Source organism: Xanthobacter sp. (assembly GCF_041911315.1).
GTDB lineage: Bacteria > Pseudomonadota > Alphaproteobacteria > Rhizobiales > Xanthobacteraceae > Xanthobacter > Xanthobacter aminoxidans.
The window spans coordinates 1-22,723 of the sequence record NZ_JAYRPE010000074.1 but is presented as its reverse complement, the minus strand read 5'-3'; the positions used below and the strand labels follow the sequence as shown (position 1 = coordinate 22,723).

Here is a 22,723-nt window from a genome sequence, read left to right as displayed (position 1 = left end):
TCCCAAGGGCCCGCGCGGTTTTTATGAGGGGATGACGTTCAGCCGGACGGACCGTCCCCGTCGCCATAGACTTCCCGCGTCAGCTCCAGCCAGGCGCGGGCGGCGTGGGAGAGATAGCTGCCCTTCCGCCAGACGATGGCCATGTGCCACTCGGTGCCTGGCTCGGCGAGTTCCGACAAACGCACCGCCGGCGTGCGGCGCTGATAGGCGATGGTCTTCGGCAGGAAGGCGACGCCGAGGCCCGCGCCCGCAATCTCCACGATGAAGTCGATCTGCCCGCTGCGCGCGGCGATCTGCGGCGCGAAGCCGTTGCGGGCGCAGGCGTCCTCCAGCACTTGATTGAGCGCAAATCCGCCCTCGAACAGGATGAAGGGGAAGCCCGCGAGATCGGCCATCGTCACCCGCTCCCGCCCCGCCAGAGGGTGGCTCACCGGCAAGACGGCCATCAGCGGCTCGCACCGCACGCCCTGCCCATCGAACCCCTCCTTGGCAGGGAGCAGGGAGCCGGCCAGCTCCACCTCGCCCTCGATTAGCATTTCCTCCAGCCGCTTCGAGCCGTGCTCGGTGAGCCGGATCTCGATGCCGGGATAGCGGGAGCGGAAGACGGCGAACAAGGGCGCAAACAGCGTGCTCGCCCCAAGCGGCGGCAGGCCGAGGCGCAGGCTGCCGCGCCTGAGGCCCCTCAGATCCTCCAGCTCGGCCACGAGGCCTTCCCGCTCGGCCAGCAAGGTCAAAGCGCGGCGGTAGACGATCTCGCCCGCGGCGGTGAGCTGGCTGCGATGGCCGATGCGGTCGAGCAGCGGAACGCCGAGTTCGTCCTCCAGCTGCTTCACAGCCTTGGAAATGGTGGGTTGGGTGGCATTGAGCACCTTGGCGGCCGGCGAGAAGCCGCCCTGCCGCACCACCTCCACGAAGGCCCTGAGCGTCCGAAGTTCCATATGATGCCTATATGGAATGGTCTTTATGCAATCAATTCATTTTCATCATGCTGCGGTGCATACTATCTTACTGGCATCGGCACTGGAGGTGCCAGCCATGTCCCAGAATCGCTCTGCCCCCAATCATTTGCTTCGTACCGTCCGCCTCGCGCTGCATCGCAGCATGATTGCTCAACTCGCCGTGCTCGCCGGTTTCTGGATGGCGGGAGAAGGTGTGGTGCGGCTGGTGAAGCTGCCGGTGCCGGGTGGCATCGTGGGGATGGTCGTGGTGCTGGCGCTTCTGGCGAGCGGCTGGCTGCGCCCGGCAAGCGTGCGGCGCGGGGCGTCCTGGCTACTGGCGGAGATGCTGCTGTTCTTCGTGCCGGCCGTCATGGCCGTGCTCGACCACAAGGAACTCATCGGCCTCGACGGACTGAAGATCGCCGCGGTGATCCTGCTCGGCACGGTCACGGTCATGGGTGGCACCGCGCTCGCCGTGGACCTGTGCTGGCGCTGGACCCAGCGTCTGTCGGGGGAGGCGCGCCATGTGGATGCATAACCCCCTGTTCGCCGCGCTGTTCTGGTCGGCCGTCACCATCGGCTCGTATCTTGCGGCGCGGGCCATCGGCCGGCGCTGGCGGTTCTGGTGGACCTCGCCGCTGTTGCTGACGCCCATCGGCGTCGGTACCGTGGCGCTCAGCCTGCATGCCGGCTACGGCGAGTACATCGCCGGCACCCGCTGGCTGCTGCTGATGATGGGGCCGGCGACGGTGGCTTTCGCCATCCCCATCTATGAGCAGCGCGCGCTCATCCGCCGCTATTGGCCGGTGCTGCTGGTGGGTGTCGCGGTGGGGAGCACCCTGGCCATGGGGACGGCGCTGGCCCTCGCGCATCTTTTGGGACTGAGCGATTCCATCGGCCTCAGCCTGATGCCGCGCTCCACCTCCACCCCCTTCGCCATGGTGGTCTCCGGCGACATCGGCGGCGTGCCCGACCTCACCGCCGTGTTCGTCATCCTCACCGGCATCTGCGGTGCGGCCTTGGGCGAGGTGGTTCTGAAGGTGATGCCGCTGCGCTCTTCGCTGGCCCGCGGCGCCCTGTTCGGCATGGGCGCCCACGGTGCGGGCGTCGCCCGGGCGCACCAGATCGGCGGGGAGGAAGGCTCCATCGCCGGTCTCGTGATGGTGCTGGCGGGCCTGTTCAACGTGATGATCGCGCCGCTCGTCGCGGCGCTGGTCTAGGCGGCAGCGGTCACGGCCTTCGTGGTCTCGGGAGTGCCGAGGCCGCTCACATGCACCACGGCAAAGATCAGGACGATGGTCGCCCCGAACTGATGCGCCAAAGCGATATCGATGGGCACCTGATGGATCAGCGTCAGAATGCCCAGCGTCGCCTGCGCCGTCACCAGCGCGAACAGAATCCACGCCCGCTTTGCCGCCCGCCCGCCGCCCCGCAGGGCATCGAGCGCGTGGACGAGCGCCAGCGCCCACAGGGCGTAGGCCACCATGCGGTGATCGAACTGCACCGTCAGCGCATTCTCGAACAGGTTGCGCCAGAAGGGCGACATGGCACCGAGCTGTTCGGCGGCGGGGATGAAGTGGCCGTCCATGAGCGGCCAGGTGTTGTAGGCCATGCCGGCATCAAGCCCGGCCACCAGACCGCCGGCGAAGATCTGCACCAGCACGAGGACCACCAGCACACGCGCCGTCAGCCGCACCCGGCCCGTCACCGCCTGCCGCGCCTCGCCGGCGAGCGATCGCGCGACGGCGACGATGGCGGCGAGGATGATGCAGGCGAGGGTCAGATGGACCGCGAGGCGATACTGGCTGACGGAGACCCGCTCCGTGAGCCCCGACGCCACCATCCACCAGCCGACGGCACCCTGCAGCCCGCCGAGGGCGAACAGGCCGAGGCACTTCGCCAGCAGCGATCCGCGCAGCACGCCGCGGAAGGCGAAATAGAGGAAGGGCAGGAGGAAGGCGAAGCCGATGACCCGGCCGAGCAGCCGGTGGCCCCATTCCCACCAATAGATGCGCTTGAACGCCTCCAGCCCCATGCCCTTGTTGAGGATCTCGTACTGGGGAATGGCCTTGTAGCGGTCGAACTCCGCCTGCCAGTCGCCCTGCGACATGGGGGGCAGGGCACCGGTGACAGGCTTCCATTCCGTGATGGAGAGGCCGGATTCGGTGAGGCGCGTCGCGCCGCCCACGACGACCATGGCCACGATCAGCGCCGCGACGAAATAGAGCCAGATGCGGACAGCCTTGATCCCGGGGCGGGGGCGGTCGGCGATCAGGGGTGCGGCTTCGGCGTGCGACATGTGTTTTCGGCTCCGCGTGCGCGGTCTTGCTGCGTGGCCCCCCAGGATCGATCCGTTATAGAGAGCCTGTGTGCCGCGCAAGGGAGCGGGTGCCGCATGCCGCTTCGGCACGCAGGCCCTCCTCGTGGCCAGGGAGTGATCGCGAATGCCCCAACGCCTGCGCAAGCTTATCGGTACGGTCCTGATGCTGGTGCTGGTCGTCGTCTGGGCGCTGATGGCCATGGCGTTGGCACAGGGGCGGGTGACCGAGCTGCACTGGGCGCTTCAAACCGTCTGCTACGTGCTTCTGGGAAGCCTGTGGGTTCTCCCGGCGGCTCTCATCATTCGCTGGATGGAGCGTCCAGACAAAAAATGAGGCGATACAGCCTCTTGTGTCAGTTTCTTTAGGTTTCAGACGAGCATTCGCCCTGCCTGGTTGAGGGCGAAACGCAAAAAGGCCCGGCTGGGCCGGGCCTCTGTCGCGCGATCGCGAAGGGTGGATCAGGCCGCGCCGGCGAGCCGTTCGGGCATTTGCGGCGGCTCGATATCCTGGGCGTCAAGGGATGGCACGGCGAGGTGATCCTCGCTCTCCGGCGCCTCTTCCACGGTCCGGCCGGAGGCGAGGCAGAGCATCACCACCCGACCGAATTTCTTCTCCGCGAGGGCGTCGAACGTTTCGACGGCGGCTGTCGGCGGTGCATCATCCGCATTCAGGCAAACAACGAGCGGATCAAGGCCGGCGATGCGTCGCCCGCCGCGGGCCGCCGACAGGCTGGGGGCGGCGACCACCACATAGTCATAAGTCCGCTTGAGAGCTTCCAGCACCAAAGCGAGCCGTTCCGCCCCCACCACGGCAGAGCCGGAGAGCACGTCCCGGCCAGGCGGGATCACGTGGGCCCGGGAGCGGGCGTCCCGATGGATGGTCTCGCCGAAGCCTGCGACGCCGAACAGGAGTTCGCTCATGCCCGGCGCCCATGGGTCGGACACGAGGGCGGCGAGGCTCTCGGCGCTGCCATCCAACGCCACCAGAGCCACCCCGGCATCCTCAGAGAGGCGACGGGCCAGGGAGACCGCGCAGGTGGCGGATGCCTCGGGCAGGTCGTCGGAGGTGAGCAGAATCAGGCGCGTCGACCCGCGCGAGGTTGCGAGATGGGCGGCGAGGCGCGCGACCGCCGCATCCGCCTCGAGGCCGGCGCCTTCCGGGCCGCCGATCCAGGTGATGCAGTGGCTGTCATTGAGCTCGACCGGAAGGACGGCGCCATCCACCATGCCTTCGGCTTCCGCCGGGCGGTTCACGGTGCGTCGCGCAATGACCAGCAAGGCAGCGACGGCCGCGAGCAACCCGAGGGCGAGTGGCCCGGGCGGCTGGGGCACGAAAGAGGCACGCCCAGCCTCGCCCCGGCGTGCCGCCGGCAGCAGGGAGGGCTCCTCCTGCGCCTCGCGCGTGGCGCGATCGAGGGAGAGGAAGGCGGAGACGTAGGCATCGGCCGCCCGCACGGCGAGGCCGGGCGTTGCCGCGGTGACGGTAAGGCGCAACGCGCGCCCGCCCTGGGCCGGCGACACCTCCAGATTTTCCATGAGGCGCCACGCGGCGGCGACGCTCTCGGCGCGTCCTTCGGTGCCAGCGCGGGTGATGCCCAGCCATCCGGTCAGGCCCCCGGCGGCGATGCGGCGCACGTCATCATCCGGCAGTTGGCGCACGGCGTCATAGGCCAATTCCCGCGAGCCCAGCATCTGCGCCACGCCGCGCATGGCGCCGGCGGGCGGCTGGGTGCCTACTTCGAACGCGAGGGTGGTGGTGGCGGAGAAGCGCAGCGGCAGGAAGCTGGCGAGTGCAATGAGGGCGAAGACGATCCACGCGGCCTGCCAGAGGCCCGGGCGCCACGCCAGCCGCGCACGCCGAAGCCCGAGATCGGGCCCCGCCGTGTCGGCCTGCGTCATTCCAAGGTGCGTCGTCTCCAGCTGAGACATGCGCGGCCCTCCCGCGACTCGGACGCAAAACGCGCGAGTCCCACCCAGAGAGCCAGATCATGGTTTATGGAGTGTAAACGGGATTACCTATCTTCCCACACGGCTGCACGCTTGGCGAGTACCGCCGAGATTCCTTCGTCCGCATCGCGCGCCAGCATGTTCTCCGCCATGACGCGCGAGGCGTAGGTATAGGCGTCGTCGAGGCCCAGCTCCACCTGCGCGTAGAAGGCGGCCTTGCCGAGCTTCACCGGCACCTGCGACTTGTCCGCGATCTTGCGGGCGAGGGCCTGCGCTGTAGCAAGAGCGTCGCCGGCCGGCACGACGCGGTTGACGAGGCCCATGCGCAAAGCGTCGTCCGCCTCTGTCCAGTCGCCGAGCAGAAGCATCTCCATGGCGTGCTTGCGCGAGAGGTTGCGCGAGAGCGCCACCATGGGCGTGTGGCAGAACAGGCCGATATTGACGCCCGGCGTGCAGAAGCGCGCCTTGTCTCCGGCGACCGCGAGGTCGCAGCTCGCCACCAGCTGGCAACCGGCCGCCGTCGCCATGCCCTCGACCGCCGCGATCACCGGCTGGGGCAGGCGAACGATGGCCGTCATCAAGGTCGCGCAGCGCTTCAGCACATCCTCGAAATAGGCGCGGCCGCGGTCCGGGTCGGAGCGATGGGACTGGATCTCCTTCAGATCATGCCCTGCGGAATAGACAGGCCCTTCCGCCGCCAGCACCACGGCGCGCGCGGAGGAGTCCGCCGCGACCTCGCCCAGCGCGGCCGTGAGCGCCGCCATCATCGCCTCGGACAGGGAATTGCGCTGCGCCGGCCGCGACAGGGTGAGCGTCACCACGCCCGCATCGTCGGAGCGGGAGACCGGGGCGGGGAGCGGGGCGTTCACGGCGGCGGCAGTTGCGGGCACGGTATTTCCCTTGGTGTTTCCGGATTTGACGTTCCGGCCGCTATCCTATTCACAAGCGTCGGCCGGCGCGAGCCGGGGCAGGGACGGGGAATGGACGGGATGACTGCGGCGCGCGATGCGGTGATGACGGTGAAGGATCTGGAGACCTTCCTCGCGGCCGAGTTCCCGCAAGCCTTCGGCCTGGGCCGAGCGCACCATGTGGAGCGCGTGGGCCTGAAGACCGCGACGGTGCGGCTGGATGCCGATGAGAGCCATCTGCGCCCGGGCGGCACCATTTCCGGTCCGGCCATGATGGCGCTGGCGGATGTGGCGGTCTATGTGGCGCTCCTGGCGCAGATCGGGCCCGTCGCGCTCGCGGTCACGACGAATCTCTCCATCAACTTCCTGCGCAAGCCGGCCCCGGGGCCGCTCTTCGGCGACGCCCGCATCATCAAGCTGGGCAAGCGTCTCGCGGTTGGCGAGGTGGGTATTCGGGGGCCGGGGGACGACGAACTGGTCGCTCATTGCGTCGCCACCTATTCGATCCCGGATCGGCCGAAGGCCTGATCGACGCCAAGGCAATGCGAAAACGCGGGAATTTTGATGGTGTTATTGCACCATTTTTATAACCATTTGTTTTTGCATATGTTTTGTGGCCTCGGATGCGTTGACGTGCGCGCTGTGCTCCTCTAGAAGCACCCCATCGTCGGACGCCGTTCGGTCCTCATGGGCTGGGCCGTCCGACTTCTCATTCGGAATGATCCCATGACGACGTATTCGGCCAAGCCCGCCGAAATCGAGAAGAAGTGGGTGGTGATCGACGCCAGCGGCCTTGTTGTCGGCCGGCTCGCGACCATCATCGCCATGCGCCTGAAGGGCAAGCACCTGCCCATCTACACCCCCCACGTGGATTGCGGCGACAACGTCGTCGTGGTCAACGCCGAGAAGGCGGTGTTCACGGGCCGCAAGAAGGACCAGAAGGTCTACTACCATCACACCGGCTATGCGGGCGGCATCAAGGAACGCACCGCGAAGTTCATTCTCGAGGGCCGCTTCCCGGAGCGCGTCATCGAGAAGGCGGTGGAGCGCATGCTCGCCCGCGGCCCGCTCGGCCGCAAGATCATGGGCAACCTGCGCGTCTACAAGGGCCCTGCCCACCCGCACGAGGCCCAGCAGCCGGTCGCCCTCGACGTGGCGGCTCTCAACCGCAAGAACGTGAGGAACTGACATGGCCGAGGTTCTCCAGTCCCTCGACGCTCTCGGCGCAGCGACCGTCTCGGCCCAGCCCGAAGCCCCCGTTCATGTCCAGAAGCTGGACAAGTTCGGCCGCGCCTATGCCACCGGCAAGCGCAAGGACGCCGTGGCCCGCGTGTGGGTTCGCCCCGGCACCGGCAAGATCACCGTCAATGACCGGGACATCGAGGTGTATTTCGCCCGTCCCGTGCTGCGCCTGATGATCAACCAGCCGTTCCAGGTCGCCGCCCGCGAAGGCCAGTATGACGTGGTCGCCACCGTCTCCGGCGGCGGTCTGTCCGGCCAGGCCGGCGCCCTGCGTCACGGCCTCTCCAAGGCGCTCACCTATTACGAGCCCGAGCTGCGCAGCCCCCTCAAGAAGGGCGGCTTCCTGACCCGCGACAGCCGCGTGGTCGAGCGCAAGAAGTACGGCCGCGCCAAGGCCCGCCGTTCGTTCCAGTTCTCGAAGCGCTGATCGCTTCGGTTCACGGTTCGAGGTTTTCGAGAGCGGCGGGGCCAGTCCCCGCCGCTTTCTTTTTGGCTTCCCGCTTCCCCGGCGCTCAGTCGAACCACTCGTCCTCCGGGTCGAAGGCGGGGATCGGGATGTTCAGGATGCGCATACGGCCGATGGCGCGATGCCGGCAGCCCGGCTTGATGAAGATGGACGTGAGCGGCGAGACCGGCACGCGCTCGCCGTCGAGCTCCATCTCTCCTTCGCCTTCGAGGATCACGTAAATCTCGGTCATGTGCTTGTGGTAGTGCACCCGCGCATCCTCAGTGATGTCGGTGAGGTGCACGGTCGCCAGTCTGTTGTCGTCCGTCCCGAATGCACGGCGGGCGAAACCGCAGGGGCAGGGCACGGCCGGGATCTCGTCCAGGCGAGAGATCATGTAGTTCGGCGCGGCGGTCATTGGCGGCTCCCTGAAGCACATGCCGTGCGGCTTGAGTTGCCGCCGGGGGCTGCCGATGCAGCCTTCTGGCTCAGGGATACGTGGCGCCGTCCCTCGTCGTCAAACGCGCCGGCCGACGAACGCTCGGGTGCCGCAAACGGAAATGGCCGGGTTGAGGCCCGGCCATCGTCTCAAAAATCGCTATACGTCTCAGAAGCTAGGCGTGTCGCCATCCAGCGGGCTCCACTGACCGTTGTTGGTCGAGTCGCCGGGAGGGCCGGAGCCGTATCCGCCGGTCAGGTCGGGCGGGAACACGTAGTCTTCGTTGCGGTCGTCGCCGATCTTGACGTCCGGACGAATGGCGGGGCCGGGGCCGGGGTCAAGGTAATTGCCCTGGGGGATGACAGGCAGCTGGATCACGCGGGGCGTCACCACGATGCGCTGCTGCGAGCTCTGGGCCACCGCCTGGACGCCGGCCATGGCGATGAGCGCGAGCAACACGCCGCCCGCCAGCCCATTCGTCCCCAAGCTAATCTCTGCCATTGCAGCGCCCCGCATCGGCCGGACCCCAAAATCTCCCGGCTGCCGCCTTGAAGCATGTTCGAGGCGGCGTGTGAAGGGGCTCGATCGGCGCTCGTGGCGCGCAAGGTCCGGCACCCGGTCACATGGCGAAGGCGGGTGGACTCGGCTAGCGTCGCCGTATTGGGAGAGGCAGTGATGCAGACGATCAAATCCCTCAAACGGACGGTCTTGGCGGGCGGCCTTGCGCTCGCGGCCGTGTTTTCCACCAGCCTTCTGTCGGCGCTGCCTGCGGCCGCCGTTCCGGCGCGGGTCATTCTCCTGCGGCACGGAGAGAAGGGCGGGCCGCTCCAGCTCTGCAGCGTCGGCCAGGAACGCGCCCGCGCCCTGGTGGATTATTACCTCGGCAAGAACGCCAAGAAGTCGCTCCTGCGGCCGGGAGAGGTGCCGACCGCGATCCTCGGGCTCTCGCTGCACACGCTGGAAACCATCTATCCGGTCGCCGATTCGTGGAAGCAGCCGGTCGTCTTCTATTCGGTGATGCCGGAGATGGTGGACGGCAAGCTGATCATCCGCCAGGACAAGCTCGCGGAGCGCAACCGGCAGGCGGTGCATGACGTGTTCACCAAGCCGGAATGGGCCGGCGGCACGCTGATCATGGACTGGGAGCACGACCACATCGCCCGCCCGCGCCTCGATATCGAGCTGACGCCGGCGCAGCGGGCGAAGGTGCAGGAGAAGCACCCGGGCAGGCCGGTGCCCACCAAGGCCACGACCCTCTTCGACCTCATGGACCTCGCCGGCATCAAGATGCCGGACGACTGGCCGGGCGACACCTACGACTATTTCTGGATCATCGATTTCGATCAGCAGACCGGGCTGCCCTCGGCCTTCACCATGATCAAGCAGGAGTTCGGCCCGCCGTACGAGAACCTGCCCCAGAACGATTGGGGCACGCCCGAGAACATTTCCGCGTCCGCCGGCTGCACCAAGTGAAGCCGGCGGATTGCATGCTCGAGCCCCGACAGGCTGTGTGAACCGCGACAGCCCTGTCGCCTTCGAGCCAAGCCGGCGTCGGCTTGTCGTCGTCGGCAGGTCCTACTTCTTGACCTTCCGCAGCATCATCTCGATCGCAGTGACGGATTCCGACACGTTGAGCCAGTTTTCCGCCTGCTCGTCGTTCTTGAATTCCCGGCCGAGATTGATGGGTTCGTCGTGTCCTTCCACGTGAAGAAAACACGCCCACTTGCCGCTCGGCAGTTGCTCGACCGTAACCTTGTGGTCGGACATGCTGTGTCCTCGCCTTGTCCTTGTTGCTTCGGGGGCGACAGCCAGAACAGGCAGACCGTGGCCCTGAATCCATGATGCAATTGGCCTGCCATGCAGAAGAGGCAAGCGACTTGACGTAGCGTCCGTACCGCGACACCAACGGCAAATGTCGGCTGGCTGCCATTGCAAGCCAGGCGCATAAGGGGTTCTCTCAGGCTAGGCTGGAGCGGGTTCTGTGGCAGGGAGAGTCCATCTGGACAGGATCATGGAACGACCCCACGACAGGCGTCAGGATCGCCCCCTCGCCAGGGACGGCAGCGAAACGTTCGGGCCCGTCCTTCAGCTGGCGCTGAGGTTCGGCACGCTGGCATTGCTGTTCGGCTGGTGCTTCACCATCGTCCAGCCGTTCCTGACCTCCATTCTGTGGGGGCTCATCATCGCCATCGCCTCCCACCCGCTGTTCCTCCGCCTGTGCGCGGCCCTCAAAGGCCGGACGGCGGCGGCCGCCACGCTTTTCGTCCTGCTCGCGCTGACCTTGCTGGTGCTGCCGGCGATGCTGCTGACCGACACCCTCGTGAACAGCCTGAAGCTTCTGGCCCACCACATGGCGGATGGCACGCTGCGCCTGCCGCCGCCGCCGGAGGCTGTCCGCGGCTGGTTTCTCGTGGGCGATCCGCTCTACAGCTTCTGGATGCTCGCCTCGACCAACCTCGATCAGGCGATCAGCTCGATCGCCTCCGAACTCACCTGGGCCGGCAAATGGATGCTTGGGTCGGCAACCGGCGTGCTGCTCGGCATACTGGAATTCATCGTCGCCATTTTCGTGGCCGCGGTTCTGATGGCCAATGCGACCAGCGGCCAGCGCATTGCGGGCGATGTCGTCACCCGCCTCGCCGGCTCCGGGGGGCTGGGCTATGCCGACCTCGCGGTGCGCACCATTCGCAGCGTCAGCAAGGGCATCATCGGCGTCGCGCTGATCCAGTCGCTGCTGGCGGGGCTGGGCTTTCTCGCCGCCGATATTCCGGCCGCCGGGCTCCTCGCACTGCTCTGCCTCATCATCGCCATCGTGCAGTTGCCGCTGGCCATCGTTCTGGTGCCGGTGGCGATCTACGCCTTCACACTGCTTGATCCGGTGCCGGCGGTGATCTTCGCCGTCTGGTGCACGGGCGTGTCGCTCATAGAGCACGTCCTGCGTCCCATCATGCTGGGGCGCGGCGTGGACGTGCCGATGCTGGTGGTCTTCATCGGCGCGATCGGCGGGCTCCTGTCCTCCGGGGTGCTGGGCCTGTTCGTCGGCCCCGTGGTGCTGGCGCTGGGCTACACGCTCATCCTGCACTGGCTGGAGGCGGAGCCTGTCCGCTCCGCGGAGGTGGAGGAACGCCGCATCGACAGGCCGGCTGCGGAATAAAAGTCGCGAAATGGTGATTCTGGCTGATAACGTGACGGCTGGGATGGTATAGATGCGGCCCAGGTAAGGCTGATGGACAAGGTTCTCAAACACCTCTCCTCCGGCCGTCTGCTCCGGTTTGTCACGAGTGCACTCATCCTCGCCATCGTGGGGATGCAGTCCTTTGCTCTGTGGCGCTCCTACCAGGAAACTTGGCACGACGGCGAGCGCTATACCGCGAACACAATCTCTGTGCTCGCGGGAGCGATCGAACGCGACTTCCTTCTGGTTGAATCCAGCCTGACCGGTCTCGCCGAGGCACTGCGCGAGCCGACGCTGATGGCGCTTCCTGCGGCGCTGCGGCAACGCGTCCTGTTTCGCCGTGCGGGCGATGCCAATGACTTCGGCGTCATGCTCGTGCTGGATGCGCAGGGCAATGTCCTGTTCGACGATTCCGAAGAGGACCTGAGCGGCATCAATTTCGCCGATCGGGACTACTTCCGTGTGCAGAGGGACAACCCGAACGCCGGCGTCTACGTCAGCCGGCCCTTCCTGTCCCGGCTCTCGAGCCCCGAGCGTGCCATTGGAATCAGCCGGCGGATAAATGGATCGGACGGGTCATTCGCGGGTGTCGTGGTGGCCTCTATTCGCCTCGTCTATTTCCAGCAGATGTTCGAGCGGGTGAAGCTGCCACCCGGCGGCATCGTCCGGCTGACCCGGACCGACGGAACCGTCGTCCTGCGCTACCCTTCTACCGATGGCCGGGGCAATGCAGGAGATGAGGTGACGCCCGACGTCCTCCAGAGGCAGGCGTCAGCGATGCCGGACGACTGGAGGGTGGAAACATCACAGATCGATGGCCAGCGCAGGTTCCTGCGGACGATGTTGGTCAAGGGGTATCCGCTCTCCGTGACCGTTGGCGTTTCTGCGCGCCAGCAGTTCGGCGGGTGGTATCTGCGGGCAGCCATCACTCTTGCGCTCACGCTCACGGTATCGCTTCTGCTGGCGCTGACCGTCGCGGCGCTCTCCACCTCCCTGCGCCGCAGCCGGGAGATGGAGCGCCAGCTGGAGCGGATGGCCATTACGGACTCCCTCACTGGCCTGCCCAACCGACGGGCGCTCGACCTCACGCTGGAGGTGGAAATGCAGCGCTCCCGGCGTGAGCAGCGCGAGCTTGCTGTGCTGATGATCGATATCGACCACTTCAAGCGGGTGAACGACACGCACGGCCACGCCATGGGCGACGCCGTGCTCGCCGAGGTCGCCCACCGCGTCCAGCGTGCGGCGTGCCGGCCGGGGGATTTCGTCTGTCGCTATGGCGGGGAGGAATTTGTCGTCGTCCTGCCGGAGACGCCGTCGGCGGGGGCGGAGCTGGTGGCCGAGCGCATTCGGGCGGGCGTCGCGGCCAACGCTATCGTGACCCATGGTTTGGCCATCGAAATCACGGTCAGCGTCGGCATCGCCGTCCAGAGGGCGGACGACGGGCCGGGGGAGTTGATCGCACGGAGCGATACCGCCCTCTATACGGCGAAGAGGGCCGGGCGAAACCGCGTGGCCCGGCTGGAGGCTTTTGCCGCCTGAGGCCGGTCTGGCACGTCAGTCTTCCGCGCCGAGGCCCCGGCGTGCCCGCTCCAGTTCGGCGGCATAGCGCTTCAGGACGTGGGATTCGCCCAACAGCCCCAGGAGATGGCGGTTGTCGCGGTCGTCCACCACCGCGAGGTCTTCCGCCTTTGCGGCATCGAAGGCGAGGGCGGCTTCCTTGACGTTCATGGCCGTGAGCAAGATGTGGTCGCGTTGGGTCGCCAACCCCGACACCGCCGTCTCGCCGGGCTCGAGACTGGCGTAGGCCTCGGACAGGCGGAGCAGCCCGCCATAGCCGCCGGCCGCGTCCACCAGCACGACGATGCGGGTTGAGCCCAGCGCGTAGCGGGCGCGCAGGGCGTCCAGGGTGCCGTCCTGCGGGAAGGTGGGGAAGTCGGTGCGCATCATCTTGGCCACCGTCAGGTCGCGCATCCAGCCCACGTCCTGCGCACCGCGGATGGTCTCGCCGCGCAAATGCAGGCGCCAGGTGGAGAAGGAGTAGCCGAACGTTTCCCGCACGGTCAGGGATGTGACGACCGCCGCCGCCATCACGAAACCGGAGAGGGAGATGTCCCGCGTCATCTCCAGCACGAGGAAGCTCATGGTGAGCGGCCCGCCGATGACCCCCACCGCCAGCGCGCCCATGCCCACAACCGCCGCCACCGATGGGTCGAGGTGGAAGCCCGGGAAGGCGACGGCCAGCAGCCCGCCGTAGAGCTTGCCCATCAGCGCGCCGAGGAAAAGCGAGGCGAAGAACAGGCCGCCGCGAAAGCCGGAGCCGATGGAGAGGGCGGAGGCGAGGATCTTCAGGCCGAACACGATGGCGACGGAAGCCGTCACCGCGCTGCCCACCTGGGTATGGAGCGCGCCGTGGCCATCGGAGAGCACCTGCGGGCTGTAGAGCGCCAGCGCACCGATGCCTATGCCGGCCACCATGGGCCGCAGCGGCGCGGGAATGCGGCTCATGCCGAACAGCGTCTCCACCGTCGTCACGAGCCGCATGATGACGATGGCGACCGCCGCAGCGGCGAGGCCGAGGAAGAGGATTGGCAGGATGTCCACCGGCCCGAGGTTCGGGTCGAGGGGCATGTGCAGCGGCTCCACATGGGCGCCGAGCAGCCGCGCCGTCATCACCGCCGAGACCGTCCCGGCGAGCACCGGGGCCGCGGCGGGGATGGAATAGGAGCCGATGACGATCTCGAAGCCGTAGAAGGCGCCCATCAGCGGCGCATCGAAGGCCGCGCCGATGCCGGCCGCCGCGCCCGCGCCGACGAGAATGCGCAGGTCGTTGCGCCGGAGCTTGAAGGTCAGCCCCAGCCGGGAGGCGATGCCCGAGCCGATCTGCGAATAGCCCGCCTCAAGCCCCAGCGATGCGCCGAAGCCGTTGGACACCATGGTCTGCAGGGCGACGATGATGCTGTCGGTGAGCGACATGCGCCCGCCATGCAGCGCATTGGCCTCGATAGGATCGACGAAAGGGTGCCTGCGCCAGCGCTTCAGCGCCAGGGCGATCACACCCATGGCCGCGCCGCCCACGGCTGGGACGAGGATCAGCCAGGGCGAGGCGAGGGCAGGGGAGGAGGACAGGCGCTCGCCCGGTGCCAGCCAGTAGAGAACCTCGTGCATCCACTGGGTGGTGACGCTCATGAGGCTGGCCGCAACCCCGGCCAGCACGCCCATGACGGCGGCGATGAGGACGAGCGAGGTCTCCCGCGCCCGGACGATGGACTGCGCCTGATCGACGAGGCGCCGGAGCGCCGCCCGTTCGTCAGGAGCCGGTGCGCGCCCGGTCTCGGGGGAGGGCGCGTCCATGCCTCAGCCGAACGTGTTGGTGCGGGGGAACCCCTTGGGTGGCAGACGGCCCGCCGAAGCGCGCTCGCCCTGCCACTCGATGAGATCGGTGACCGTCCAGGTCCGCCCGGAGGTGTCCTCCCAGGTCAGGCCGGTGGCCATCGGGAACACCTTGAGGTCGCTGAGGCCGCCATCCTTGTAGCGTTGCAGGCGCACGCCACGGCCGCGCGACATCTCGGGGATCTGGTTCAGCGGGAAGACCAGCATCTTGCGGTTCTCGCCGATCACCGCCACCCAGTCGCCATCGACGAAACGCACCGCCAGCGCCGCGTCCGGCGGGTCGGTGACGAGCACCTGCTTGCCCTTGCGGGTATTGGCGAGGCAATCGTCCTCCGGCACCACGAAGCCGCGGCCCTGCTTCGACGCCACCAGCAGCTTGCGCCCGGCCTGATAGGCGAAGACGGAGACGATCTCCGCCTCCTGCTCCAGGTCGATCATGAGGCGCACCGGCTCGCCATGGCCGCGCCCGCCGGGGAGCTTGGAGGCATCCAGCGTGTAGAACCGGCCGTTGGAGGCGAACACCATGACCTTGGAGGTGGTCTCCGCGAAGAAGGCGTGGCCGTGGCTGTCGTCGCCCTTGAACTGCAGGTTCGAGACGTCCGCCACATGGCCCTTCAGCGCGCGGATCCAGCCCTTGGCGGAGACGACGACGGTGATCGGCTCGCGCTCCACCAGCGCCTCGGTGAAGGCGTCCTCGTGCACGGTCGGCGCGGCGGCAAAGGTGGTGCGGCGCCGGCCCAGTTCGGTCTCGGGACCGTAGGTCTTGCGGGTCTCGCGGATTTCCTTGGAAATCGCCTTCCACTGGGCCGTTTCGGAGGCGACGAGGCGGTTGAGCCCGTCCTGCTCCTTGGAAAGGGCGTCGTGCTCCTTGCGGATCTCCATCTCTTCCAGGCGGCGCAAAGAGCGCAGCCGCATGTTGAGGATGGCTTCCGCCTGAACGTCGGTCAGCTCGAAGGTCTGCATCAGCGAGACCTTTGGCTCGTCCTCCTCGCGGATGATGCGGATCACCTCGTCGAGGTTGAGATAGGCGATGAGGTAGCCGCCCAGCACCTCAAGCCGGTGGGCAATCTGGTCGAGCCGGTAGCGCGAGCGGCGCAGCAGCACGTCGCGGCGGTGGTCCAGCCACTCGCGCAGCGCCTCGGCCAGCGACAGCACCTTGGGGATCTGGCCTTTGACCAGCACGTTCATGTTGAGCGGAATGCGCGCCTCAAGCTCGGTGAGCTTGAAGAGGCTCTCCATGAGCACCTCGGCATCCACGGTGCGGGTGCGCGGCTCCAGCACCAGGCGGATGTCCTCGGCACTCTCGTCGCGGACGTCGGCGAGCAGGGGCAGCTTCTTGTCGGTGAGCAGCTCGGCGATCTTCTCCACGAGGCGGGACTTGGCGACGCCGTAGGGGATTTCCGTCACCACCACCACATAGCCGCCGCGGCCGGTGTCCTCCTTCTCCCAGCGCGCGCGGACCCGGAACGAGCCGCGGCCGGTCGCATAGGCCTCCGCCACGCCGACCGGGTCCTCCACCAGCACGCCGCCGGTGGGGAAGTCCGGGCCGGGCACGAACTTCAGCAGGTCGAACGCGAGCGCGTCCGGATGGTCGATGAGGTGGAGCGCGGCATCCAGCAACTCCGCCGCATTGTGGGGCGGGATGGAGGTGGCCATGCCCACGGCGATGCCTTGCGAGCCGTTCGCCAGTAGGTTCGGGAAGGCGGCGGGCAGGACTGCCGGCTCTTCCTCCGACCCGTCATAGGTCGGGCGGAAATCCACCGCGTCCTCGTCGATGCCATCCAGCAGCAGCCGGGCGGTCTCGGTGAGGCGGGCCTCGGTGTATCGCATGGCGGCGGCGTTATCGCCGTCCACATTGCCGAAATTGCCCTGGCCATCCACCAGCGGATACCGCTGGGCGAAGTCCTGGGCGAGGCGCACCAGCGCGTCATAGACCGACTGGTCGCCGTGCGGGTGGAACTTGCCGATGACGTCGCCGACCACGCGGGCGGACTTCTTGAAGCCCTGCCCGGGATCCAGCCGCAACTGTCGCATGGCGTGGAGGATGCGCCGGTGGACAGGCTTCAGTCCGTCGCGCGCGTCGGGCAGCGCGCGGTGCATGATGGTCGAGAGGGCGTACGCGAGGTAGCGCTCTTCCAGCGCCTCCTTCAGCGTAACTTTCTCGATGTTCCCGTCGCCGGGCGGAAGTGTGCGGGTGGCCATGCCCCGCAGTACCTCGCGCGCAGGCGCGCGACAAGCCCGCGCCACCGGCCCGGCCGCGTCCGGTCCCCTGCGATCCGCAGCCGCGCAAGCCGCGATCTCGCCGCAAGACTGAATGGATCGTCAAGTCTGGGGCGTGCTGCTGCGTAATACGGCACGCATGTACCGGAGAAGGCCATAATCTGCGGCAAAGCACGCGCTTAAGATGTCACTCCCGGAACAAAATCCCGCCCCTGCGACGTTTCAGCATCGATCCGCGAACATTTCTCTACGTTCGCGTCAAGAGGAGAAGGTCCATGAAGATTGCAACTCTTGCGGCGGGGGGAGTCGTTGCGTTGGCGCTTCTTGGTACGGCCCCTTCTGCATCGGCCGGATCACTTGCCGGTAGCGCGGGAAGTTTTGCCGGCGCCGCCCATGAACAGGCGAAGGTCGAGGATGTGCGCTGGGTCCGGCGCTGCTGGCAGGTGCGCCGCTGGTGGAACGGCCGCCCGCATTGGGTGACGCGCTGCCGCAACGTCTGGGTCGCGCCCCGTTACTACCGCTGGTGATCGGCGCTTCGCCGCCACGATGCCAGGAACGCCGCGCGGGCTTCGGAAAAGCCGAGCCCGCGCGGCTCCAAAGCCCGCACCAGCAGGAAATGGCCGGTGATCGCCAGCGCCGATTCTACATCCTCGCTGGCGGGTGGTGTGCCGGTCCGGAGAAAGGGCGGCAGGGGAAAGAGGCGATCCTTGTAGGGTGCCCCGGCTTCTCGGCACACCGCCCGCCCGCTCTTCGGCGAGACATAGATGAGATCTTCGCGCTGGCCGGTTGCCGCGCACGTCTCCAATTCCAATCCGAATCCCAGCTCCGACAGCATGGCCAGCTCGAACCGCGCCACCAGCATACCGGCCGTGTCTGCCTCGCTGAACGCATCGAGAATGGCCCCGAGGGTAAGGAAAAGCTCCTCGTGGGGATCTCTCTCCGGCAGCAGGTGGAGCAACTGGGCCATGTGGGTGAACCCGAAGGCGGCGTGGGGCGCCTCCATCAGCATGCCGGCGCGGACGACCGAGGCCTCCAGAGCGTAGTTGCCCATGTGCTCGTCGAGCCGGGCACGCCATGTGGCGCTGACCGAATTGCCGGGTTGGAGGACGGGGGCAAGCCGGCGCGATCCACCACCCCGCACCATGCCGAGATGACGGCCGCGATGGCGCGTCAGCAACTCGACGATGGCATTGCCTTCGCCGTGCCGCCTGACCCCAAGCACGATGCCCTCGTCCGTCCACTCCAACGATGTCCGCTCCCGTGTGGCGTTTCCTTCCCCCAGTTGAGGCGCGGACGGCTCCGGGCGCAACTCCGGCGCTCCGGCACGCCAGCCTTAACAGGGCGGAAACCTAAAAACGGCAGGATGCGCCCATGCAAAGCCGCTCGCGCCTCCAGACCATCCTTGCGACGCTCGCTCTCCACGTGGGGGCTGCGGCGCTTATCGGATACTTCGCCTATCATGCCTATATCGGCGACCACGGGCTCCTCGCGCGTCGCAACTACGAGCAGGAGACCAAGGCGCTCGAATCCGAGCTCGCCGGCCTCAAGGCGCAGCGGCAGGCGATGGAGAACAAGGTGTCCCTTCTCGCCCCCAGCCAGCTCGATCCGGACCTGCTGGACGAGGAGGCGCGGCGGCAGTTGAACTTCATAAATACGAAAGATCTTGTGCTGCTTCGCACCAAATGAACTATAAATTGGTTCATGAGGTATTTGAACCATATTCAAGTTCAACCCTTGATCCGCAAGAGTTTGCAACGTGTTGCGTTGCAGCATCGAAAATTTCCCGCTTTCAGGCGGCTCGGCTGTGCGTTAGAGAGGCGCAGTTCCAGAGCTTCCTGAGGATGCCGATGGCCGCCAAGAAGACTTCCCCCCGGACCGCCGTGCCGTCCGGCCCGGTACCCTTCACCAAGGATCAGGACCTCGAAGCCTATCGCGAGATGCTGCTCATCCGCCGCTTCGAGGAGAAGGCCGGCCAGATGTACGGCATGGGCCTCATCGGCGGCTTCTGCCACCTCTATATCGGCCAGGAAGCCGTCGTCGTCGGCATGCAGATGGCGATGAAACCGGGCGATCAGGTCATCACCGGCTACCGTGACCACGGCCACATGCTGTCCACCGGCATGGATGCCAGGGGCGTCATGGCCGAGCTGACCGGCCGCCGCGGCGGCCTGTCCAAGGGCAAGGGCGGCTCGATGCACATGTTCAGCATCGAGAAGCAGTTCTTCGGTGGCCACGGCATCGTCGGCGCGCAGGTGTCGCTGGGTACCGGCCTCGCCTTCGCCGACCGCTACCGGGAGAACGGCAACGTCTCCGTCACCTATTTCGGCGACGGCGCGGCCAACCAGGGCCAGGTCTACGAGAGCTTCAACATGGCCGAGCTGTGGAAGCTGCCGGTCGTGTACGTGATCGAGAACAACAAGTACGCCATGGGCACCGCGGTTTCCCGCGCCTCCGCCCAGCAGGACTTCTCCAAGCGCGGCACCTCCTTCAACATCCCCGGCGAGCAGGTGGATGGCATGGACGTGCAGGCGGTGAAGGCTGCCGGCGAACGGGCCCTCGCCTTCGCCCGTGAGGGCAACGGCCCCTACATCCTCGAGATGCAGACCTACCGCTATCGCGGCCACTCCATGTCGGACCCGGCAAAGTACCGGTCCAAGGAGGAGGTGCAGAAGATGCGGACCGAGCACGATCCCATCGAGCAGGTGCGCACCCGTCTCCTCGACGGCCACAAGGTGACCGAAGACGATCTCAAGAAGATCGATGCCGACGTCCGCGAGATCGTCAACGCGGCTGCCGACTTCGCCAGCAGCGATCCGGAGCCCGATGTCGCCGAGCTCTACACGGACATCCTGCGCTGAGGCCCGGCTCGTGGCCGAACTCTTCCATGTGATCGCCGGGGCGGCGCTGCTGGCCGCCATCGGCGCTTGGGTCGTCGCCGTGCGCGGCGGCCGCTCCGCCCTTGCCGCCGAGCGGGCGGCGGGGCGCCCCGTCGGCACCGGGAGCTACCTTCTGCTTGCGCTCTGGCCCTTCGCCGTCGGTCGCTCCGGCGCCGCCGAGGATGCGGACCGGGTGCGCTCCGGCAAGGCGGCCATCGCCTTCTTCGTTTCCGTGACCATCGCGATCGCGGCCATCTCCGCCTACACCAACCTCACCTTCAAGCGCGATCACGCGGCCCCGGCCGGCGCCACGCCGTCCGTCCCCGCTCCCGCGCCGAGCAAGAGCTGACAGCCATGGCCATCGAAGTCCTCATGCCGGCCCTGTCTCCCACCATGGAGAAGGGCAACCTCACCAAGTGGGTGAAAAAGGAAGGTGACACGGTCAAGTCCGGCGACGTGCTCGCCGAGATCGAGACCGACAAGGCCACCATGGAGGTGGAGGCCGTCGACGAGGGCATCCTCGGCAAGATCCTGGTGCCGGAAGGCGCGCAGGACGTGGCGGTGAACACGCCCATCGCCACCATCCTGGCCGAAGGCGAGGATGCGAGCGCCGCCCCCGCTCCCGCCGCCAAGGCCGCCGAGAGCGCGCCGTCCCCGGCCGCAGCTGCCGCTCCCGTCACTCCGGCGCCCTCCGCCGTCGCGGCTCCGCCGCAGGTGACCGTACAGCCCGATCCGGAAGTGCCGGCCGGCACCGAGTTCGTCACCCAGACGGTCCGCGAGGCCCTGCGTGACGCCATGGCCGAGGAAATGCGCCGCGACGGCGACGTCTTCGTCATGGGCGAGGAAGTGGCCGAGTATCAGGGTGCCTACAAGATCACCCAGGGCCTGCTGCAGGAATTCGGCGCCCGCCGCGTGATCGATACTCCGATCACCGAGCACGGCTTTGCCGGTGTCGGCGTCGGCGCGGCCATGGCGGGACTGAAGCCCATCGTGGAGTTCATGACCTTCAACTTCGCCATGCAGGCGATCGACCAGATCATCAACTCCGCCGCCAAGACGCTCTACATGTCCGGCGGTCAGGTCCACTGCTCCATCGTGTTCCGCGGCCCCAACGGCGCGGCTGCCCGCGTCGCCGCCCAGCACAGCCAGGATTACACCGCCTGGTATTCCAACGTGCCCGGCCTGAAGGTCATCGCGCCCTATTCCGCGGCCGACGCCAAGGGCCTGCTGAAGGCCGCCATCCGCGACCCCAACCCCATCATCTTCCTCGAGAACGAGATCCTTTACGGCCACTCGTTCGAGGTGCCGAAGCTCGACGATTACGTGCTGCCCATCGGCAAGGCGCGGATCGCACGGTCGGGCAAGGATGTGACGATCGTCTCCTTCTCCATCGGCATGACCTATGCCCTTAAGGCGGCAGAGGAACTGGCGAAGCAAGGCATCGACGCCGAGGTCATCGACCTGCGCACCATCCGCCCCATGGACGTGGATGCCATCGTCGCCTCGGTGAAGAAGACCGGCCGCTGCGTCACGGTGGAAGAGGGCTGGCCGCAGTCCGGCATCGGCGCCGAGATCGCCGCCCAGCTCATGGACAAGGCCTTTGATTTCCTTGACGCTCCGGTCCTGCGCGTCACCGGCAAGGACGTCCCGATGCCGTATGCCGCGAACCTCGAAAAGCTGGCGCTGCCGTCGGTTGCGGAGGTGATCGAGGCGGTCAAGGCGGTGACCTACAAATGACCGCCGGAAAGAGGTCGGAGACCGCTCCGACCACCTATTACGACCTCGATCACGTGGCGCGCCACGTGCAGCAGGGACAGCACCGCGAAGTCATCGGCGGCCTCTGGGAAGAGGTCGGCCGGCTGCAGCGGGATTTCCTTGTAAAACAGGGGCTTAAGCCGCACCACCGGCTGGTGGACATCGGCTGCGGCAGCCTGCGCGGTGGGGTCAAGTTCGTCGCTTATCTCGATGCCGACCGGTATTACGGGATCGACCTCAGCGGTGATCTGCTGGAGGCCGGATACGCCCAGGAGATCGTCCCGGCCGGGCTCGACGCCAAGCTGCCGCGCGACCACCTGAGTGTGTCTGACAGCTTCGATATCGGTGGGTTCGGTGTGCAGTTTGACATGGGTATCGCCCAGTCAGTCTTCAGTCACCTGCCGATGCCGTATCTGGTCGACTGCCTCGCCCGGATCGCCCCCCATTTCGTGCCCGGAGGTATCTTCTTCGTGACCTGCTTCCTCGTGCCCGACGGCAAGTTCGGGCAGCAGGTGAAGCAGGGCAAGGGTGGGGTGGTGACGTTCCCGGACAAGGACCCGTACCACTATACCCAGGCACAGCTTTCCACGGCGCTCGCCGGCGATCCCAATTGGGAGATGAAGATCATCGGCGACTGGTCCCATCCCCGCCAGCAGCAGATGCTCGCCTTCGTCCGGCGTCGCTGAGGGTTTTTGTCTTTTCGAAAGGCCAAGAAGATGCCCATCGAAATCCTGATGCCGGCCCTGTCTCCCACCATAGAGAAGGGCAACCTCGCCAAGTGGCTCAAGAAGGAAGGCGACACGGTCAAGTCCGGCGACGTGCTGGCCGAGATCGAGACCGACAAGGCCACCATGGAAGTCGAGTCCATCGACGAGGGTGTGCTTGCCAAGATCCTGGTGCCGGAAGGCTCGCAGGACGTGCCGGTGAACCAGCTCATCGCCATCCTCGCCGGCGAGGGTGAGGACGTGGCGACCGCTGCCGCCGGCAAGGGCGCTGCCGCCCCGGCCCCGGCCGCAGCTCCCGCTGCTGCGCCTGCCGCGAGCCCGGCTCCTGCGGCCGCGTCCGCTC

The 22,723-nt window shown here is 67.1% G+C and carries 26 protein-coding genes; 16 read left to right on the top strand and 10 right to left on the bottom strand.

The features are described from left to right. Positions 1-38: 38 nt before the first annotated feature. Entirely contained in the window at positions 39-938 is a 900-nt protein-coding gene (locus ACE3QW_RS21835; RefSeq protein WP_374253975.1) for a LysR family transcriptional regulator, read from the bottom strand. 97 nt (positions 939-1,035) lie between these two features. Here ACE3QW_RS21835 and ACE3QW_RS21830 point away from each other — a divergent pair, with 97 nt between their 5' ends. Beyond that, the gene (locus tag ACE3QW_RS21830) at positions 1,036-1,476 is read left to right on the top strand and encodes a CidA/LrgA family protein (protein ID WP_029558445.1); all 441 of its coding nucleotides are present in this window, start codon (positions 1,036-1,038) and stop codon (positions 1,474-1,476) included. Beyond that, positions 1,463-2,158, top strand: coding sequence for an LrgB family protein (locus ACE3QW_RS21825; protein WP_374253973.1), 696 nt, complete (start codon positions 1,463-1,465; stop codon positions 2,156-2,158). The genes ACE3QW_RS21830 and ACE3QW_RS21825 overlap by 14 nt, the downstream gene beginning before the upstream one ends. Here ACE3QW_RS21825 and ACE3QW_RS21820 read toward each other — a convergent pair. Continuing rightward, the gene (locus ACE3QW_RS21820) at positions 2,155-3,237 is read right to left on the bottom strand and encodes a COX15/CtaA family protein (protein WP_374253971.1); all 1,083 of its coding nucleotides are present in this window, start codon (positions 3,235-3,237) and stop codon (positions 2,155-2,157) included. The genes ACE3QW_RS21825 and ACE3QW_RS21820 overlap by 4 nt on opposite strands. A gap of 145 nt (positions 3,238-3,382) precedes the next feature. Here ACE3QW_RS21820 and ACE3QW_RS21815 point away from each other — a divergent pair, with 145 nt between their 5' ends. Then, on the top strand, positions 3,383-3,592 hold the full coding sequence (locus ACE3QW_RS21815; protein ID WP_024279119.1) for a DUF2842 domain-containing protein: 210 nt from the start codon (positions 3,383-3,385) through the stop codon (positions 3,590-3,592). A 125-nt stretch (positions 3,593-3,717) separates the two neighbouring features. On the opposite strand, the gene ACE3QW_RS21810 is transcribed toward ACE3QW_RS21815, so the two are convergent. Both ACE3QW_RS21810 and ACE3QW_RS21805 read right to left on the bottom strand, forming a co-directional pair. Then, positions 3,718-5,187 carry a hypothetical protein gene (locus ACE3QW_RS21810; protein WP_374253969.1) on the bottom strand — a complete coding sequence of 490 codons (1,470 nt, stop codon included), beginning with the start codon at positions 5,185-5,187 and terminating at the stop codon, positions 3,718-3,720. Between the two features lie 83 nt (positions 5,188-5,270). After that, a complete protein-coding gene (locus ACE3QW_RS21805; RefSeq protein WP_374253967.1) occupies positions 5,271-6,095 on the bottom strand; it encodes an enoyl-CoA hydratase in 825 nt (274 codons plus the stop codon). 99 nt (positions 6,096-6,194) lie between these two features. Here ACE3QW_RS21805 and ACE3QW_RS21800 point away from each other — a divergent pair, with 99 nt between their 5' ends. The 3 genes from ACE3QW_RS21800 to rpsI all read left to right on the top strand — a co-directional run bounded on the left by ACE3QW_RS21800 (position 6,195) and on the right by rpsI (position 7,782). Beyond that, positions 6,195-6,641, top strand: a complete 447-nt coding sequence (locus ACE3QW_RS21800) for a PaaI family thioesterase (protein WP_374253983.1) — start codon at positions 6,195-6,197, stop codon at positions 6,639-6,641. A gap of 198 nt (positions 6,642-6,839) precedes the next feature. Further along, entirely contained in the window at positions 6,840-7,301 is a 462-nt protein-coding gene (gene rplM / locus ACE3QW_RS21795) for a 50S ribosomal protein L13 (RefSeq protein WP_024279114.1), read from the top strand. Position 7,302: 1 nt separating this feature from the next. Further along, positions 7,303-7,782, top strand: a complete 480-nt coding sequence (gene rpsI / locus ACE3QW_RS21790; RefSeq protein ID WP_038193505.1) for a 30S ribosomal protein S9 — start codon at positions 7,303-7,305, stop codon at positions 7,780-7,782. An 85-nt stretch (positions 7,783-7,867) separates the two neighbouring features. Here rpsI and ACE3QW_RS21785 read toward each other — a convergent pair whose 3' ends face one another. Both ACE3QW_RS21785 and ACE3QW_RS21780 read right to left on the bottom strand, forming a co-directional pair. Continuing rightward, positions 7,868-8,218, bottom strand: coding sequence for a cupin domain-containing protein (locus ACE3QW_RS21785; protein WP_374253964.1), 351 nt, complete (start codon positions 8,216-8,218; stop codon positions 7,868-7,870). Positions 8,219-8,407: 189 nt separating this feature from the next. Continuing rightward, entirely contained in the window at positions 8,408-8,740 is a 333-nt protein-coding gene (locus ACE3QW_RS21780; protein WP_374253962.1) for a hypothetical protein, read from the bottom strand. Between the two features lie 174 nt (positions 8,741-8,914). On the opposite strand from ACE3QW_RS21780, the gene ACE3QW_RS21775 reads away from it, so the two are divergent. Then, a complete protein-coding gene (locus ACE3QW_RS21775) occupies positions 8,915-9,712 on the top strand; it encodes a histidine phosphatase family protein (protein WP_374253960.1) in 798 nt (265 codons plus the stop codon). 102 nt (positions 9,713-9,814) lie between these two features. Here the strand turns inward: ACE3QW_RS21775 and ACE3QW_RS21770 are convergent, their stop codons facing one another. Beyond that, positions 9,815-10,006: a hypothetical protein gene (locus ACE3QW_RS21770; protein ID WP_024279109.1), complete on the bottom strand. Its 192-nt coding sequence runs from the start codon at positions 10,004-10,006 to the stop codon at positions 9,815-9,817. A 244-nt stretch (positions 10,007-10,250) separates the two neighbouring features. On the opposite strand from ACE3QW_RS21770, the gene ACE3QW_RS21765 reads away from it, so the two are divergent. Together ACE3QW_RS21765 and ACE3QW_RS21760 are read left to right on the top strand one after the other, a co-directional pair. Then, positions 10,251-11,393, top strand: coding sequence for an AI-2E family transporter (locus ACE3QW_RS21765; protein ID WP_374253958.1), 1,143 nt, complete (start codon positions 10,251-10,253; stop codon positions 11,391-11,393). A gap of 72 nt (positions 11,394-11,465) precedes the next feature. Then, on the top strand, positions 11,466-12,953 hold the full coding sequence (locus ACE3QW_RS21760) for a diguanylate cyclase (protein ID WP_374253956.1): 1,488 nt from the start codon (positions 11,466-11,468) through the stop codon (positions 12,951-12,953). A gap of 15 nt (positions 12,954-12,968) precedes the next feature. On the opposite strand, the gene ACE3QW_RS21755 is transcribed toward ACE3QW_RS21760, so the two are convergent. After that, positions 12,969-14,765 carry a chloride channel protein gene (locus ACE3QW_RS21755; RefSeq protein ID WP_374253954.1) on the bottom strand — a complete coding sequence of 599 codons (1,797 nt, stop codon included), beginning with the start codon at positions 14,763-14,765 and terminating at the stop codon, positions 12,969-12,971. Between the two features lie 3 nt (positions 14,766-14,768). Then, complete coding sequence (gene parC / locus ACE3QW_RS21750; RefSeq protein ID WP_374253952.1) at positions 14,769-17,006, bottom strand: DNA topoisomerase IV subunit A; 2,238 nt, start codon at positions 17,004-17,006, stop codon at positions 14,769-14,771. Between the two features lie 293 nt (positions 17,007-17,299). Between parC and ACE3QW_RS21745 the strand changes: the two genes are divergently transcribed. Beyond that, the gene (locus ACE3QW_RS21745; RefSeq protein ID WP_156026397.1) at positions 17,300-17,551 is read left to right on the top strand and encodes a hypothetical protein; all 252 of its coding nucleotides are present in this window, start codon (positions 17,300-17,302) and stop codon (positions 17,549-17,551) included. Here the strand turns inward: ACE3QW_RS21745 and recO are convergent. Continuing rightward, a complete protein-coding gene (gene recO / locus ACE3QW_RS21740) occupies positions 17,539-18,270 on the bottom strand; it encodes a DNA repair protein RecO (protein ID WP_250168272.1) in 732 nt (243 codons plus the stop codon). The two genes, ACE3QW_RS21745 and recO, sit on opposite strands and share 13 nt — an antisense overlap. Positions 18,271-18,395: 125 nt before the next feature. Between recO and ACE3QW_RS21735 the strand changes: the two genes are divergently transcribed. The 6 genes from ACE3QW_RS21735 to ACE3QW_RS21710 form a co-directional block, all read left to right on the top strand. After that, positions 18,396-18,710 (top strand): septum formation initiator family protein, encoded by a 315-nt coding sequence (locus ACE3QW_RS21735; RefSeq protein ID WP_024279103.1) that lies wholly within the window; start codon positions 18,396-18,398, stop codon positions 18,708-18,710. A 155-nt stretch (positions 18,711-18,865) separates the two neighbouring features. After that, the gene (pdhA, locus tag ACE3QW_RS21730; RefSeq protein WP_374253950.1) at positions 18,866-19,882 is read left to right on the top strand and encodes a pyruvate dehydrogenase (acetyl-transferring) E1 component subunit alpha; all 1,017 of its coding nucleotides are present in this window, start codon (positions 18,866-18,868) and stop codon (positions 19,880-19,882) included. Between the two features lie 10 nt (positions 19,883-19,892). Then, positions 19,893-20,249, top strand: a complete 357-nt coding sequence (locus ACE3QW_RS21725) for a hypothetical protein (protein WP_024279101.1) — start codon at positions 19,893-19,895, stop codon at positions 20,247-20,249. A gap of 5 nt (positions 20,250-20,254) precedes the next feature. Beyond that, the gene (locus ACE3QW_RS21720) at positions 20,255-21,637 is read left to right on the top strand and encodes a pyruvate dehydrogenase complex E1 component subunit beta (RefSeq protein ID WP_250168273.1); all 1,383 of its coding nucleotides are present in this window, start codon (positions 20,255-20,257) and stop codon (positions 21,635-21,637) included. Next, entirely contained in the window at positions 21,634-22,341 is a 708-nt protein-coding gene (locus ACE3QW_RS21715) for a methyltransferase (protein WP_374253948.1), read from the top strand. Before ACE3QW_RS21720 ends, ACE3QW_RS21715 begins: the two co-directional genes overlap by 4 nt. Before the next feature lie 30 nt (positions 22,342-22,371). Next, the coding region (locus ACE3QW_RS21710; protein WP_374253946.1) for a biotin/lipoyl-containing protein at positions 22,372-22,723 on the top strand (352 nt) is incomplete at its 3' end.

Bases quoted from the DNA above. Each gene is read 5' to 3' on its own strand.
- rpsI (WP_038193505.1), top strand. From the start codon at position 7,303: ATGGCCGAGGTTCTCCAGTCCCTCGACGCTCTCGGCGCAGCGACCGTC.
- ACE3QW_RS21715 (WP_374253948.1), top strand. From the start codon at position 21,634: ATGACCGCCGGAAAGAGGTCGGAGACCGCTCCGACCACCTATTACGAC.
- ACE3QW_RS21755 (WP_374253954.1), bottom strand. From the start codon at position 14,765: ATGGACGCGCCCTCCCCCGAGACCGGGCGCGCACCGGCTCCTGACGAA.
- parC (WP_374253952.1), bottom strand. From the start codon at position 17,006: ATGGCCACCCGCACACTTCCGCCCGGCGACGGGAACATCGAGAAAGTT.
- ACE3QW_RS21825 (WP_374253973.1), top strand. From the start codon at position 1,463: ATGTGGATGCATAACCCCCTGTTCGCCGCGCTGTTCTGGTCGGCCGTC.
- ACE3QW_RS21815 (WP_024279119.1), top strand. From the start codon at position 3,383: ATGCCCCAACGCCTGCGCAAGCTTATCGGTACGGTCCTGATGCTGGTG.
- ACE3QW_RS21830 (WP_029558445.1), top strand. From the start codon at position 1,036: ATGTCCCAGAATCGCTCTGCCCCCAATCATTTGCTTCGTACCGTCCGC.
- pdhA (WP_374253950.1), top strand. From the start codon at position 18,866: ATGCCGATGGCCGCCAAGAAGACTTCCCCCCGGACCGCCGTGCCGTCC.
- ACE3QW_RS21800 (WP_374253983.1), top strand. From the start codon at position 6,195: ATGACTGCGGCGCGCGATGCGGTGATGACGGTGAAGGATCTGGAGACC.
- rplM (WP_024279114.1), top strand. From the start codon at position 6,840: ATGACGACGTATTCGGCCAAGCCCGCCGAAATCGAGAAGAAGTGGGTG.
- ACE3QW_RS21760 (WP_374253956.1), top strand. From the start codon at position 11,466: ATGGACAAGGTTCTCAAACACCTCTCCTCCGGCCGTCTGCTCCGGTTT.
- ACE3QW_RS21780 (WP_374253962.1), bottom strand. From the start codon at position 8,740: ATGGCAGAGATTAGCTTGGGGACGAATGGGCTGGCGGGCGGCGTGTTG.
- ACE3QW_RS21770 (WP_024279109.1), bottom strand. From the start codon at position 10,006: ATGTCCGACCACAAGGTTACGGTCGAGCAACTGCCGAGCGGCAAGTGG.
- ACE3QW_RS21775 (WP_374253960.1), top strand. From the start codon at position 8,915: ATGCAGACGATCAAATCCCTCAAACGGACGGTCTTGGCGGGCGGCCTT.
- ACE3QW_RS21765 (WP_374253958.1), top strand. From the start codon at position 10,251: ATGGAACGACCCCACGACAGGCGTCAGGATCGCCCCCTCGCCAGGGAC.
- ACE3QW_RS21745 (WP_156026397.1), top strand. From the start codon at position 17,300: ATGAAGATTGCAACTCTTGCGGCGGGGGGAGTCGTTGCGTTGGCGCTT.
- ACE3QW_RS21735 (WP_024279103.1), top strand. From the start codon at position 18,396: ATGCAAAGCCGCTCGCGCCTCCAGACCATCCTTGCGACGCTCGCTCTC.
- ACE3QW_RS21835 (WP_374253975.1), bottom strand. From the start codon at position 938: ATGGAACTTCGGACGCTCAGGGCCTTCGTGGAGGTGGTGCGGCAGGGC.
- ACE3QW_RS21785 (WP_374253964.1), bottom strand. From the start codon at position 8,218: ATGACCGCCGCGCCGAACTACATGATCTCTCGCCTGGACGAGATCCCG.
- ACE3QW_RS21820 (WP_374253971.1), bottom strand. From the start codon at position 3,237: ATGTCGCACGCCGAAGCCGCACCCCTGATCGCCGACCGCCCCCGCCCC.
- ACE3QW_RS21810 (WP_374253969.1), bottom strand. From the start codon at position 5,187: ATGTCTCAGCTGGAGACGACGCACCTTGGAATGACGCAGGCCGACACG.
- ACE3QW_RS21720 (WP_250168273.1), top strand. From the start codon at position 20,255: ATGGCCATCGAAGTCCTCATGCCGGCCCTGTCTCCCACCATGGAGAAG.